This window comes from Rhizobium sp. L9 (genome assembly GCF_002531885.1).
GTDB lineage: Bacteria > Pseudomonadota > Alphaproteobacteria > Rhizobiales > Rhizobiaceae > Rhizobium.
This window is the reverse complement of record NZ_NWSZ01000054.1, coordinates 1-14,240: the sequence shown is the minus strand read 5'-3', so window position 1 is coordinate 14,240 and position 14,240 is coordinate 1. Positions and strand designations below refer to the sequence as shown.

At 57.5% G+C, this 14,240-nt stretch carries 13 protein-coding genes and 3 pseudogenes; 6 read left to right on the top strand and 10 right to left on the bottom strand.

Annotated features, from left to right (window positions below):
- The 8 genes from CO660_RS31590 to CO660_RS31555 form a co-directional block, all read right to left on the bottom strand.
- A partial coding sequence (locus tag CO660_RS31590) for an IS66 family transposase (protein ID WP_245421414.1) occupies nucleotides 1-1,391 on the bottom strand: 1,391 nt, incomplete at its 3' end.
- Nucleotides 1,392-1,462: 71 nt separating this feature from the next.
- A complete protein-coding gene (gene tnpB, locus CO660_RS31585) occupies nucleotides 1,463-1,819 on the bottom strand; it encodes an IS66 family insertion sequence element accessory protein TnpB (protein ID WP_085777053.1) in 357 nt (118 codons plus the stop codon).
- On the bottom strand, nucleotides 1,816-2,247 hold the full coding sequence (locus tag CO660_RS31580; protein WP_097601809.1) for a transposase: 432 nt from the start codon (nucleotides 2,245-2,247) through the stop codon (nucleotides 1,816-1,818). The genes tnpB and CO660_RS31580 overlap by 4 nt, the downstream gene beginning before the upstream one ends.
- A gap of 93 nt (nucleotides 2,248-2,340) precedes the next feature.
- On the bottom strand, nucleotides 2,341-3,363 hold the full coding sequence (locus CO660_RS31575; protein ID WP_097601807.1) for a class I SAM-dependent methyltransferase: 1,023 nt from the start codon (nucleotides 3,361-3,363) through the stop codon (nucleotides 2,341-2,343).
- 392 nt (nucleotides 3,364-3,755) lie between these two features.
- Nucleotides 3,756-4,706 (bottom strand): GDP-L-fucose synthase, encoded by a 951-nt coding sequence (locus CO660_RS31570; RefSeq protein WP_097601806.1) that lies wholly within the window; start codon nucleotides 4,704-4,706, stop codon nucleotides 3,756-3,758.
- A complete protein-coding gene (gene gmd, locus CO660_RS31565) occupies nucleotides 4,707-5,768 on the bottom strand; it encodes a GDP-mannose 4,6-dehydratase (protein ID WP_097601804.1) in 1,062 nt (353 codons plus the stop codon).
- Between the two features lie 124 nt (nucleotides 5,769-5,892).
- Nucleotides 5,893-6,135: a hypothetical protein gene (locus CO660_RS31560; RefSeq protein WP_097601802.1), complete on the bottom strand. Its 243-nt coding sequence runs from the start codon at nucleotides 6,133-6,135 to the stop codon at nucleotides 5,893-5,895.
- Nucleotides 6,136-6,268: 133 nt separating this feature from the next.
- Nucleotides 6,269-7,177, bottom strand: coding sequence for a glycosyltransferase family 2 protein (locus CO660_RS31555; protein ID WP_097601800.1), 909 nt, complete (start codon nucleotides 7,175-7,177; stop codon nucleotides 6,269-6,271).
- Nucleotides 7,178-7,275: 98 nt separating this feature from the next.
- Here CO660_RS31555 and CO660_RS31550 point away from each other — a divergent pair, with 98 nt between their 5' ends.
- The 5 genes and pseudogenes from CO660_RS31550 (at nucleotide 7,276) to CO660_RS31535 (ending at nucleotide 11,305) form a co-directional block, all read left to right on the top strand.
- Entirely contained in the window at nucleotides 7,276-7,737 is a 462-nt protein-coding gene (locus tag CO660_RS31550) for a GtrA family protein (RefSeq protein ID WP_097601798.1), read from the top strand.
- Nucleotides 7,738-7,743: 6 nt separating this feature from the next.
- Nucleotides 7,744-8,469 (top strand): class I SAM-dependent methyltransferase, encoded by a 726-nt coding sequence (locus tag CO660_RS31545; RefSeq protein ID WP_141504956.1) that lies wholly within the window; start codon nucleotides 7,744-7,746, stop codon nucleotides 8,467-8,469.
- A gap of 4 nt (nucleotides 8,470-8,473) precedes the next feature.
- Nucleotides 8,474-9,955 (top strand): hypothetical protein, encoded by a 1,482-nt coding sequence (locus CO660_RS31540; protein WP_097601795.1) that lies wholly within the window; start codon nucleotides 8,474-8,476, stop codon nucleotides 9,953-9,955.
- 160 nt (nucleotides 9,956-10,115) lie between these two features.
- A pseudogene (locus CO660_RS34190) lies at nucleotides 10,116-10,268 on the top strand (transposase); the annotation flags it as partial.
- The gene (locus CO660_RS31535; protein WP_348627660.1) at nucleotides 10,196-11,305 is read left to right on the top strand and encodes an IS3 family transposase; all 1,110 of its coding nucleotides are present in this window, start codon (nucleotides 10,196-10,198) and stop codon (nucleotides 11,303-11,305) included. The pseudogene CO660_RS34190 and the gene CO660_RS31535, both read left to right, overlap by 73 nt.
- 263 nt (nucleotides 11,306-11,568) lie before the next feature.
- Here CO660_RS31535 and CO660_RS31530 read toward each other — a convergent pair whose 3' ends face one another.
- Entirely contained in the window at nucleotides 11,569-12,585 is a 1,017-nt protein-coding gene (locus CO660_RS31530) for an IS110 family transposase (protein ID WP_176536416.1), read from the bottom strand.
- A gap of 975 nt (nucleotides 12,586-13,560) precedes the next feature.
- Here CO660_RS31530 and CO660_RS31520 point away from each other — a divergent pair.
- Nucleotides 13,561-13,994 (top strand): annotated as a pseudogene (locus tag CO660_RS31520) (leucine zipper domain-containing protein); the annotation flags it as partial.
- On the opposite strand, the pseudogene CO660_RS31515 reads toward CO660_RS31520, so the two are convergent.
- Nucleotides 13,980-14,144 (bottom strand): annotated as a pseudogene (locus CO660_RS31515) (transposase domain-containing protein); the annotation flags it as partial. The pseudogenes CO660_RS31520 and CO660_RS31515 sit on opposite strands and share 15 nt — an antisense overlap.
- Nucleotides 14,145-14,240 lie beyond the last annotated feature (96 nt).

Genomic DNA, 14,240 nt, shown 5'->3' with positions numbered 1-14,240 from the left:
GTTGTGGCGGACACGGCCGCCGTGCTGCTTCCGCCACGATACCTGCGCATAATCCCAAGCTTCGCATAATTGCGATTGAGCGCAATTGGCCTGATGGATCGCTCGACGGTATTGGAGTCGATCTCGATCCGGCCATCGTCGATGAACCGGGTCAAGCCATCCCAGCGTGACAAGGCATAGCGGATTGCTTCGGCGAGCTTCGTCTTCTGACTGATGAGGCCGAGTTGTTCGCGCAGCCAGGGAGCGAGGCTATCTGTGATCGGTCGGCTCTTCTCTTGGCGCGTGGCGCTACGCTCCTCGTGTGTGAGGCCACGTATCTCGTCTTCAATCTTATAAAGTTCGGCGATGCGTTTGATCGCCTCGCTCGCAATGGGTGCTGGACCGGCGGCGGCGAGTTCATAGAAGCGGCGTCGAACGTGAGACCAGCAGAATGCCAGTGACACGGTGTTCTTTGCCGCGAGTGGGCGATATCCACTGTAGCCGTCGACCTGCAGGATGCCGGCGAAGCCGTCGAGATGGGCCATCGGTCGCTCGCCTTTGCGATCCGGGGCATAGATATAGGCGACGCCGGGCGGGTCAGTTCCTTGCCAAGGGCGGTCGTCCCGCGCATAGGCCCAAAGCTGCCCGGTCTTGGTCTTGCCACGACCCGGGTCGAGCACGGGAGCTGTCGTCTCGTCGGCGAAGAGCTTCGACGATGACTTCAAATGATCGAGTAGCCGTTGATGGACAGGACGCAGATGCCAGGCGGCGCGACCAACCCAGTCGGCGAGCGTCGAGCGGTCGAGGTCGATGCCTTGACGCTTATAGATTTGCGCCTGGCGATACAGTGGCAGGTGGTCAGCATATTTGGAGACCAGCACCTGGGCGACGGTGGCCTCGGTCGGAATGCCGCCTTCAATCAGTCTTGCCGGGGCCGGAGCCTGGACCACGACTTCTTCGCAAGCCCGGCAAGCATACTTCGGGCGGCGCAGCACAAGCACGCGGAACTGGGCGGGCACAACGTCGAGCTTCTCGCTGACGTCTTCGCCGATCCGATGCAGGTCATTGCGGCAGCAGGGGCAGGCATGGTCATCAATATCAACCACGATCTCGATGCGCGGCAGATGGGCTGGCAGCGAACCTCTGTTCGTGCGCCGTTTGGCGACCTGCGCCTGTCGAACAGCAGGGGAGGCTTGCTCATTGTCTTCCAGACCGGCAGCCTCGACTTGCTCGGCCTCTTCAAGCCCAAGCAGAAGCTGGTCCTCGGGAAGCGTCTCGGCACGGCGACCGAACCGGTGGCGCTGCAATTCCTTGATGATCTGGCGCAGGCGGGCATTCTCCGCCTCGCGCGAAAGCACCATCGCTTTCAGCGCGTTCAGGTCATCCGGAAGCTCGTCCGCCGTTATCGTCATGGATCGAGAACAGCATATTTTGCAGCTCAGAACGAGAGGCAGGATGATGATGATTCAATTGGTCGCGGCCGCTATCCAGCCTTTATCGGGGTGCGCGTTTCGCTCGGCGTATGCACGCGTTTCCAGTCCAATCCCTCGAACAGAGCCGAGAACTGGGCGGCCGTCAGATGCATCGCGCCGTCCTGCATTCGAGGCCAATGGAACTCGCCATCCTCAAGCCGCTTGGCAACCAGGCACACGCCGCTACCGTCCCAGAAGACCAGCTTGATCCGGTCCGTTCGTTTGGCCCGGAACACGTAGATCGTGCCAGAGAATGGGTCAGCACCCATCTCGGCTTTCACGAGCGCCGCCAATCCGTCAGCGCCTTTGCGGAAGTCGACGGGCTTGGTGGCGATCATCACCTTTACCGCACCGGACGGACCAATCACGACGGAGCCTTCAACGCCTGGATCACAGCAGCAATTGTCGCGCTGTCCGTGCCAGAGGCGATCCTGACGACCGCGCCGCCAACCTCCAGCTCGATTGCCGCAACTGGAAGTGCGCTCCTCGTAATCGTCTTTCGCAGTGTCGGAGACGGCTCTACCGGACGATCAATTACTGCTGCCACAAACATCGGCGGCGAGTCTTGCTGCGCCTGAATTCGCGCCTGCCGACGCCAGGTAAACAATTGTCCGGGAGACAACCCGTGCCGACGCGCAACAGCACTGACCGACACCTCGCCGCTATAGCTCTCGGCCACAATTCGGTCTTTCTCCTCGTCGCTCCAGTCGCGGCGACGGCCAGTTCCCGTAAAAACCTCAAACCGTTGCACCGGCACGTCTGCACTGGCGCCATGCGTAAACCCTGTAATCGTCATATGTCGAAGCCTCGTTCGGCAACAACATCAACAATCACGCGCTGATCCGGAAGGTGGGGTCAAAACACCGCTTACAAGATTGCAGCGAAATGGCTATTCAAAGAGAATGAGGCTTGCCGGGGTTGGCGGCATCGATTTGACCGTGACGCGGGCGAGGCCGGCCAGTTTTGCCATCTCAGTCAGCTCGCTTTGCCTATAAGCCTGGCCCGCCGGTGTGCTGGCGAGCATCTCCCAGGAGAAAGCCGCGGGGAAAGGTGGTGAGACGCCGTCTTCATTCGGCACGAAATCGACCGCGACGATCCGACCATCTTCTGCAAGGCTCGCGGTGATCTTTCGCAACAGCTCAGCACATGTCGGCAAATCGAAATGGTGCAGGAAATTCGGAAGCAGGACGAGATCATAACCGGAGCCCCAGTCGACGTCGAAGGCGCTACCGGCGATCGCCCGATAGCGGTCCGCCACGCCTGATTTTTCCGCATTCTGCCTCGACAGCACCAGGACGGCGCCCCAGTCGACGGCGACGATCTCCGCCGCTGGAACGGTCTTGGCAATTTCGATTCCGAAGAGTCCCGGACCTGCCGCGATGTCCAACACCTTTTTTGGAGGCCTTGGCCAACTGGATATTTCGCCGGCCAGTATTTTGGCGCTGAGCCCGGTGAAGGAGCCCATGCCGCGCGCAAACTTCAACCAGACGGGGTTGTCGGGCGACATGTTCGCAAGGCCCGCCGAACCGCCGTTTCGCACGACCGCAGCCGGGTCGCGAAGAAAATTATCCAGTACTTCGGGTGCGGCGGTGAACTCGACGGCAGAGCCCATATAGGCCGGCGAATTGCGGTCGAGGAACATTCTGGTCGAGGGCGTCATTCGGTACTGTCCGCCCTCCTTGATCAAGAAGCCATGCACCACGAGGTAATCGCAGAGGATGCGCACCCCGCGCTCCGAGGCGCTTGTTGCCGACGCCAGCACTGCTGCCGTTTTTCCCTCACCGATATGAGTAAAGAGATCAAGCTCGATGGCCGCCCTGATAGCTGCCGTCTTTCGGCATGCAAACAGTGCATCGACCACGAGTTCGGGCGACACGGCGCCAGCATGGGCGTCCTCGATGATCGTTTCCATTGAATCCCCCAAGACTATCGACTGATCTTTCCTAGCAGTGCCAGCCGCGGAAATTATGCGTATATTCGTCCTCCCTACAATACCCACCGCGCTAACCCTATCGGGTTCCCCCGCCGCAATGGCAGAGCTGTCCCGCGGCCGCCGGCAGCCCGGCGATGATGTTTGAACTCACAGGGACAGGAGCGAATGTTAAGCGGACTGGAGCAGTTGCGCGCATCGCCGCCTGCTACGACAAAAGCGGACAGGTCATTGGCCACATTCTTCGCCCTGCTGCCGCGTTGTGTTAGATTCACAGGATAGCCTGGACGCAATGATGCAATGAAGGCTGGCGAGCCTCCATGCCGCTAACTACGATGAGGAACAGCAAAATGCCGGTCCTCGCCGGCCCAGTATCAGGCCGCGGGATCGGCTCCATTTTCGAACTGCAGAAACCAAGCGTAAGTGGCTCTAATGCCGTCCTCAAGCGAAATGCGCGGTTTCCAGCCCATGTCCTGCAGCTTCTTGTTGCTCATCAGCTTTCGCGGCGTGCCGTCGGGCTTCGAAAGATCATGAATGATCTCCCCCTTGTAGCCGACAACGCGGCAGACCAGACGCGTCAACTCGATAATTTCGAGATCGGTGCCCGAGCCGACATTGACGTGCTGCGCGCCCGAATATGTTTTGAGCAGAAACACCAGGGCGTCGGCGCAGTCGTCGACGTGAAGAAACTCGCGGCGGGGAGTTCCCGTGCCCCAGACGACAATTTGCGGGTCTTTGCGCAGTTTCGCCACATGCGCCTTGCGGAGGAGCGCAGGCAGCACATGACTGGAGTTCAGGTCGAAATTATCGCCGGGGCCATACAGATTGGTCGGCATGGCCGAAATGTAGTCCCGGCCATATTGCTTGCGATAGGCTTCCGCGAGCTTAATACCGGCGATCTTGGCGATCGCGTACCATTCGTTGGTCGGCTCGAGCGGACCGGTCAACAGAGCCTCTTCGGGAATCGGCTGCGGAGCGAGCTTCGGATAAATGCAGCTTGAGCCCAGAAAGAGAAGCCGGTCCACGCCACCGCGGTGGGCGGCTTCGAAGATGTTGGCTTCAATGATCAGATTGTCGGAGATGAATTCTGCGGGATAACGGTCATTCGCGAGGATGCCGCCAACCTTAGCAGCGGCGAGAATAATCGCGTCAGGGCGGCTTGCGTCAACAAATTTCTCAACCTCGCCCTGGCGCTGCAAGTCGACCTCGGCGCGCGTGGCCGTGACGACGCTGCAATCTTCGGATTGGAGCCTTCGCACGAGAGCACTGCCGACCATTCCCCGATGACCGGCAACCCAGATCTTCTTGTTGGATAGATCGTACACTCAGACCTCTTTCCGGCTGCCTTGAGCCTTCCAGTGCTTGATATCCTCCCGCACCATCTCAGCGGCGAGCTCACGAACGGGCGTCTTGTGGTGCCAGCCAAGATTCTGACGTGCCTTGGTCGGGTCGCCAAGCAAAAGGTCTACTTCCGTCGGGCGGAAATACCGCGGATCGATTTCCACAAGGCACCTACCGGAGGCGGAGTCATAACCCTTTTCGTCGACGCCGGACCCCTTCCATTCCAAAGCGATGCCGACGTCGGCGAAGGCCCACTCGACGAACTGGCGGACACGCGTCGTCTCACCCGTCGCCAAGACATAGTCTTCCGGCTTGTCCTGCTGCAGCATGAGCCACATGCCCTCGACATATTCGCGCGCATGACCCCAGTCACGCTGGGCTTCAAGGTTTCCAAGGAACAGCTTGTCTTGAAGGCCGAGGCTGATGGCAGCCACGGCCATGGTGATCTTGCGCGTGACGAAGGTCTCGCCGCGAAGCGGGCTTTCATGGTTGAACAGAATGCCGTTGGACGCGTGCATGCCGTAGGCCTCGCGATAATTCACGACGATCCAGTAGGCATAGAGCTTAGCTGCGGCATAGGGAGAACGCGGATAAAACGGCGTCTTCTCGTTCTGTGGCACTTGCTGCACGAGACCATAGAGTTCCGATGTCGATGCCTGGTAGAACCGGCTTTTTTTCTCAAGACCCAGGATGCGGATAGCCTCGAGCAACCTCAACGTCCCGATACCATCGGCATCGGCTGTATATTCCGGTGTTTCGAAACTGACGCCAACATGGCTTTGTGCGGCAAGGTTGTAGATTTCATCGGGCTGTGTCTGCTGCACGATCCGCAGGAGGTTGGTCGAGTCGATCATATCGCCGTAGTGGAGGATGAAGCGCGGATGAGTTTCGTGCGGATCCTGATAGATGTGCTCGATGCGGCCGGTGTTGAAAGACGATGATCTCCGCTTGATGCCGTGCACTATATAGCCTTTGTCCAGAAGCAATTCGGCCAGATAGGCACCGTCCTGACCAGTCACCCCAGTAATAAGCGCGGTCTTTGCCATTTGTCACGTCATCTTTCTATGCACGGAAATCAATTCCCGAAAGCGATCTAGTGGGATAGGCTCAACGGCTGCACCAGTCGGAAGCTCCATGTCGCTCATGATCCAATCACACAACGTGTCGATGTCAACAAAATCGTTTCAGACCTAAAGTCGCCGCGTGTGCCTCAACTGGCTCGGGCCTCAATGACGGCATCATGTCAACGCGCTCGTCGAGCGGTTGTCCGATGGCCGCGAGCTCTGCGTAGATCACCGGATTGAGAGAAGCAGCCGACGCGTCTGGCCGACGGCTTTTGTCGCTTGCCACTTCAGTCAGCCATGCGAGCGCTTCTTCTGCCGCTTTCGACAGGCCTGGATTGGCAATTGCCATGCGCTCTTCCGCAACGACCTGGCGTTCGCGTCGAGAACACTGTTTGTGCTGCACGGCCGAGCGCGGGCGCGCTACAGCGCAACAACGCAACGAGAACCTCTACGGTATTACTCCTCGCAAACGGTGACCCTCATTAGCCGTTTCTCTCATTGATAAGCGCAGCCAAGAGTCCAAAGAACAAAGACTGCAGACCAAAAAACAGCAACCCCAGAACCAGATTCACATTTTCAATCGGCTTCGAAGCCGCGGAAAGGAGGTAATCAGTGAATTGCGACACCGAAACCACGCCAGCAATCAAGAGAAAGAACAATCCGATTGTGCCGAAGATTTTAAGTGGAGCAACCCCGATAAGGACCATGACCAACTGCGGCAGAACCTTGACCGGATATCGAAGCGAAACGAACGACTTCCCTGTTTTCCTCACTTTGAATTGAACGGGGACTTGAGCGAACCGCATCCCCTTGTGATAGGCGTCGAGCAAGATCTGTTGGGTGTAGTTGTAGTCTCCCGGCAAACGGAAGACACCGAGATATTCGCTGTTGACGGCAAATATCCCTGGTTGGCTGTCTGTTACGTCCCAGCGAGTCAAAGTCCTCATAAGCCACGTGAACACCTTGTTGCCGATGCGCCTCACGATAGGCATGCGGTAAGAAATTTGTTCAAATCGATCGCCGTAAACGACGTCCACCTCGTCACGTAATATCGGCTGAATCAATGCAACAATATCCAGCGGGTCGTGTTGCAGGTCGGCGTCGAACTTAACAGCGATATCGCTGTCGGCTGCCTTGGCGGCTCGAAGGCCGGTGCGGACTGCGGCGCCCAATCCGCGATTTTTTGCGTGGCGGATTACTCTGTCTGCCCCAGCGCCCGTCGCAATCGCTCCAGTCGAATCCCCCGAACCGTCATCGATGACGAATATGGCAAGGGCGATTCCAAGATCTCGCAATGCGGGGGCACATGTCTGAAGCCCTCGCACCGTAGAATCGATGGATGCCGCTTCATTATAAGCGGGGACTATCACGACGAGCTTCTTCTGTTCCAAAGTCTTCTCTCTCGCTCAAACTGTGGGCGCCATCCTATAGCGATTGATGATAATAGGCTCAACTGCTAACGGTGACTTCGTTAGCGATTGGAGACGCGATGGTGTCGAGCAGATCAAGCAGGAGAAAGGCGGGTGCACTGCACCAATGGCGCCGGCTCGAAGAATTGATTCGCTATGGACTCGCCACCATGGCCAGCGCCGCGATATCCTTCGGGTTGCCGGTCGCCCTTCACGAGATAGTTGGGCTAGCGGATACGTCATCGGTTGGCATCGGTCTCATCTGCGCCTTCGCACTCAACTTTGTCTCAATCCGCCTGTTCGTGTTCAGGAGCGACGGGGTAATCAAGCGACAGCTTATTGGCTTTCTTATATCTACTGGCCTTTTTCGTCTTGCGGAGTTCTGGGGGTTTTTGCTCCTGACAAAACTGGGCACCAACTACGCGGTCGCTTTAATCATCACGCTAGTATGCTCGTTCGCTGCGAAATTCGCGGTGCAGAAGTATCTCATATTTACACGTCCGAATCGCGGCGATAATCATCCGCTGCTCGAGAGAAGGTAGACAGACGTGACGCCCACAAACCAGACCGATTTCACCGCGAGCAATGCATCATATGTTTCTGCACAGGGCAAAATGGCCCTGCTACCGAATTATTACAAATGGACCTACTCTGCGCTGAAACCATATTTGCGAGGCAAGGTTGTGGAGCTTGCCGCTGGCGCCGGGTACGGGATTGGAACATATATCGATCAAACCTCGAAAGTCATTGCCGTAGATCACGATCCCGATCTGCTGCGTGTATTGAAATCTCAATATACCGATGTAGAAACTTTAGATGTCGACCTGCTGGGCGACTGGGAAGAACTGGATGGTGGCGCGGACGCGATCGTAATGATGGACGTAGTAGAGCACTTTGAAGATGACCTGGCATTTCTCAGAAAGGTCCACTCGAAACTCAAACCCGGCGGCCATGCGTTGATAAAAGTACCCGCGCAGGAAGCCCTCTACAGTCAGATCGATGTCGCCTCAGGCCATTACCGCAGATATGAAGAAAAGATGCTGAGAGCGCTTGCGGCTTCCTCAGGTTTCGAGGTGTGCCTCCTGCGACACATCAACGTAATTGGGTCCATGGTATACAAGCGCAAGAAAAACAACAAAAGTAATTTCTCAAAGACATTCAAAAGCAGTCAGCTTAAGTTGATTAATCTGCTCATACCCTTGATAGCCGCAGTCGACAGCATACTGCCGGGACCAGGCCTCAGTCTCGTAGCTGTTTTGCAGCGGCCGGAATAGTCCGTTGAACCACGCACAAGATCAGGTGGACCGCCCCACCCACGCCGCCTGCGAAAATAAGTTCGTCCGAGTTGCATTAACGCTCGGCCTCTTAACTTTCGCGGCGTATTTTGCGACTCTCAATTTTCTGACCACCTTTCGGCTGGACGACGACAATTTATACTACGTGATCTCAGGTTTGACTGCAGCGGCGCCTGATACGTTCAAATCCACATATAACACCCTCCTCTCCTGCGTTTCGATCAACGACGCCGGGGATACTGAAGCGAGCTTCGCTTCCCGGATGATCTTACGATATAACTACATCAGCAACTACACACTTATTTCTGCTATCTGGGGCGGGTTGTTCCGGCTCAAACTCCTGCCAAATTCCGAACTGGCCTTCGGTGCTGACGCTTTCATTTCAGCTTTTCGGTGGACACAGGTATTCATCGTGAACTTGGCTATCCTTGTGGTTGCTGCAGGTAGAGGCGGCGGAAGGAGAACGATTGCCGTTGCAGCGTCTCTGGTAGCATGTGCGGCCCTTGCTGCGTTCTACCAAAAGGCCGACCGACTGACAGTCGGCGACCCGCTCCTTTCCCTAAAGTTTGTTCTTTCTGCGCCTAGCTATTTCAATATATTCCACTTCGCTCCTCGCGGCGTATCTGCCTTCTTGCTTTTGGTCGCTTGTGTGTGGAGATGGCAGGGAAGCTTTCGCATTTTCTACGGCGCCATTTTCCTGCTGTGCTTTATCCACCAGAGCAATGCAACACTGATTATCCTAACGTTTCTCGGCATCGATGCACTCGTCAGACCGGCAATTTTCAGCGACCGCATCACATTGGTGTTCGTTGGCGCCAATATCCTCTGCATTTTCGCCAGGGAGGAGCTTACCAGCATCGTGGGCGTCACCAATCTCGCGGCGCTTATCGTCATTCTTGTCGTCGTTGCCTTTACCTCAAGCAGAATCCGCCTATACGAACGGATGTCCTACCGCGTGAGTCGGGTAACTGGCATTGCGCTCACAACCGAAGTATTGGACATATTCACCATAATTGCGGTGTGGCTGGCGTCGATGCCAGTTTTGCACGCGGCGGTCGGTCACGGGCTCGTCGATCAGTTCTCTGGAAGATACATATTCTGGCAACTCCACACTCGTTATGGCTCATTGTTCTTGGCTGTGATCTTTGCGGGGTTGGCCTATAAAGCTTGCGACTTCTTTGGTCAGCGAAGGCAAACCGTTTTTTTGCTACCGCTCCTAATTATCGCCGGGGCAATCTTCGATATCTTTGTTCAGCCTGACGCCGTACGTAATGCGAACTATGAAAATCTTTCGACTGCTATCCAACTAGGTTTGGCCGATGTTGATGCTGCTACGCGTCAGTATTGGACGCAGTCAAAACCTGACCTCACCCGCAATCAAGAGCAGATATTCTACTACACACTGATCTCAACCATTCTCAACAAGCCGGTCGGCTCTGCTCCAGTTAGTGCCTGCCGAAAATAAGAACCAAGGCCTGCGGGCGTTGCGCCGCGAGGCGTTTGCTGATTGAGCGTTTCAGGCCAGCGGCTCAACGGTCTTTCGCCATCTGATACGGACTGTTTGACCTGCCACGGGTAATTTCCTCCAGATTGGATTAGAGTCCGGCCTATTGAAGGACGGACGCATGAAGAAGCAGAGATATACGGAAGAGCAGATTATTGCGGTGCTGAAGGAGCAGGAGGCGGGCGCGAAGGTGGCCGAGCTCTGCCGCAAGCACGGAATTTCGGACGCGACATTTTACAACTGGAAAGCCAAATACGGCGGCATGGAGGTTTCCGAGGCGAAGCGTCTGAAGGCTCTCGAAGAAGAGAACGCCAAGCTGAAGAAGCTGCTCGCCGAGCAGATGCTGGATGCCGCCGCACTCCGCGAGCTTCTTGCAAAAAAATGGTAGGGCCTGTCGCCAAGCGTGACGCCGTCGCGCATCTGAAGACCGTCATGGGTCTCTCGGAGCGACGAGCCTGCCAGATCATATCCGCTGATCGGAAGATGGTGCGCTATCGGCCGAGCCGACCGCCGGAGGTCGAACTGCGGGCAAGACTGCGCGACCTCGCCAACGAGCGACGGCGTTTCGGCTACCGGCGGCTGTTCGTCCTGCTCAAGCGGGATGGAGAGCCGTCCGGCGTCAACCGCATCTATCGGCTGTATCGCGAGGAAGGGCTTTCGGTTCGCAAGCGGAAAGCCAGACGGCGTGCCGTCGGCACGCGTGCGCCGATACTGGTCGAAGCGAAGGCGAATGCCCGCTGGTCGCCTGATTTCGTCCATGATCAGTTCGCCTGCGGAAGAAGATTTCGCGTGCTCAACATCGTCGATGACGTGACGCGCGAATGCCTGGCAGCGATCCCCGACACCTCGATCTCCGGCCGTCGTGTTGCTCGCGAATTGACGGCGCTCCTCGAGCGGCGCGGCAAGCCCGGCATGATTGTCTCCGACCATGGCACGGAGTTCACGTCGAACGCGATCCTCGCCTGGTCAAAGGAGCACAAGGTCGAGTGGCACTACATCGCACCGGGAAAGCCCATGCAGAACGGTTATATCGAGTCCTTCAACGGACGGATGCGCGACGAGCTGCTGAACGAAAGCCTGTTCTTCGGTCTCGATCATGCCCGCAGCGCCCTCGCCGAATGGGCAGACGATTATAACCATTCCCGGCCGCACTCATCGCTCGGATATCATACCCCGGCACGCTATGCCGGAGCCATCGCCGCAACCGGCTCCAACGCTGCGCAAGATGAAAGCTACGCGTTTCCGCCGGTTGCTCCCACCGCGCCAAGTGGCGTAATGAAAACCGCCGAGGCTCTAATCGCCGCTGGATGAAAGTTCAGTGGCATGTATGGACGGCCTCCGCGTGGCAAGGGGCAGTTTGGTGTTTCCGGCAGATTGGTCGGGTGCAGGCATGTATACGGCCTTTGATTGCGGCGCGTTCATGCCGCTGGCCCTGATGTAGTCCGCTGATCGGATCCCAGACAGGTCAACGCGCTTTCAAGCGGCACCCACTGATCGGGTTTGTCCGATCCCGGCTCGACCGTTCGCCATCACGCCATCAGCACCTCACCAATTTCTGCATTCTCTGTGAGCATTCAAAGGGCGGCGGTCGCCTCAAAGCGCCTGCCCGTCGTCATCAACGCCCAGACGATCCGCGCCATCTTGTTGGCCAAAGCAACAGCGACGACGTTGTACGGCTTCTTCACCAGAAGTTCGGCGGCCCAACGCGTCGGTGCAACTTTAGCCTTGCCGCTGAAACGAAGCACCGCGTGCGCGCCCACAACGAGAAGCCGGCGGAGATAGGGATCGCCTTGTTTGCTGATCCTTCCGAGGCGGTCCTTGCCACCCGATGAGTTCTGCCGCGGCACCAGGCCTATCCATGCCGCCAATTGTCGGCCGGATTTGAAGAGCGACGCGTCGGTCACCGTCGCGGCAATTGCGCTGGCAGTGATCGGGCCAATTCCAGGGATCGTCTCAAGGCGGCGGCTCAGTTCGTTCGAGCGATGCCAAGCATGAATTTGGCGATCCAGCTCGCTGATCTTCTCGTGCAGCTCCCGCAACTGCCCGATCAGCGGAAGAAGCGCGGACCGCGCAAGCGGCGGGATGAGATCGTGATCATCGTCGTCGACCAACGCGATCAGCATTCCGACGCCGGCGATGCCCTGTCGCGTTACGATGCCGAACTCCGCCAAGTGGCCACGCAAGGCGTTCACCAGCATTGTCCGCTGCCGGATCAAAAGCTCGCGGACCCGATGCAGCATCAGCACACCCTGTTGCTCCTCGCTCTTCACTGGAACGAAGCGCATCGTCGGCCGCGTCACCGCCTCGCAAATCGCCTCGGCATCTGTCGCGTCGTTCTCCTGCCGCTTCACGTATGGCTTGACGTAAGACGCCGGCATCAGCCGAACCTCGTGACCCAGCGCCATAAGAACCCGAGCCCAGTGGTGTCCAGTCGCGCATGCGTCGATTCCGATCAGGCATGGCGGCAATGCCTTGAAGAACCCAACGACATCGTCGCGGCGCAGCCGGCGGCGGCTCACCGTCGCGCCGGCACCATTGATCCCGTGAACCTGAAATACATGCTTGGCGATATCCAAACCAATTGTGGTAATCTTCTCCGTGGACGGCTCTCCCTTATGTGACTTCGACAGCCACACTTTGGCACATTGCGATGCCGGGAGCGGAGGCCGTCCACCACATCAGGTCATGTTGAAAAAAGAGAAGACGGAGCATTTAGGCGACCGCCGGGATACTCTCCTGTGTGGGTCGGGTACCGCATTTACGCTTGTTCGTCTGGGGCTGCCTTGGTCTAAAATCGAGCATGATTTTTTAAGTTGGCGCCATATGAGCGAAACTAACCATCTGACATCATAAGTAATGATGTCATTTGACCCAGCGCAAGGTGATCTTCGACCGATGCGACACCAGACCCGCGTTGCGAAAAGCTTTACAGAGGCCGTTCAGATTCTATTCAAGGACCTAAAGGCAAGATTGGGGATGAAAGACAAACTGGAGGCTACGCAAGGCCATGTTCGCAAAGAAAGCACTTCTCACAGTTTCCGTGTGCCTCACGGTTTTCGGAGCTGTTGCCCAGGCTCAGGATTTCGAGATCTATGTGGGACCGCGTGGATATCGCGAATACGACGGGGATCGGGATCGCGACAGCGATTGGGATCGCGGCCGCAATTGGGACGGGGGTCGCGAGGGGCGGCGAGGCCGGCAGCGCGTTGATCGCCGCAACCCAAGACTGGGACCTTGTGACCCAGAAGTTGCATTGGATCATGCCAGAGAGTATGGGATGCGAAGAGCTAGAATCGCCTCTATCACTCGCGACCGTATCGTGGTCACCGGCATTGGGTTCGAGGGCGAGCGCACACACATGGTGATCCTGAACGACGCTCGCTGTAACCGGATTAGATAGTCGATTCCAGGTGCTTAGCGGCCTCTTCTGCGCCGCCTCCCGGATTAGCTGCATCGTCAGCTCCATCTCGGGAAAAGCCGTCTTGAGCGGGCAGCTAGGTGTGAGCTTTCGGGGGGCGTCCATTCGGAGCGGGCTACCACACCTCTCGTCGGAAGAATCGCGGCGAATGAACATTCATAAGAATGCCCGACTGACGCCGTTGCGCCGGGAGGAAATGGCCCTTGCTGTTATCGAGGGGCATCTGACCCAGGCTCACGCAGCACAGACCTATGGCGTGGCGGCCAAGATCGTCGCCCGCTGGGTCGAGCGTTTCAAGGCCGGTGGTCGAGAGGCGATGCTCGATCGTTCCTCCTGACCTCATGCATGCCCCGGAACACCAGTCGGGCGCTGGCGGAGCGCATCATTACGCTTCGCCGCCAGCGCCTGACTGGCAAGCACATCGCGATCGAAACCGGTGTATCTGCAGCGACGGTGAGCCGGGTTCTCAAGCGCGCAGGCCTCTCCCGCCTCAAGGATATCGAGCCGGCCGAGCCTGTGCGTCGTTATGAACGCCAGGCTCCCGGCGAGATGATTCATATCGACATCAAGAAGCTCGGTAAGCGACAAGCCGATGGTCGCGATGCGCGTGAGGATATCGCGAAGATAGGCCTTGGGATCGAGACCGTTGAGCTTCGCGGATTCGATCAGCGACAGAATGGCGGCGGCGCGATCGCCGCCCTTGTCCGATCCAGCGAACAACCAGTTCTTTCGATTATGCAGAGATTTGCATAATCGCAATTATGCGAAGCTTGGGATTATGCGCAGGTATCGTGGCGGAAGCAGCACGGCGGCCGTGTCCGCCACAAC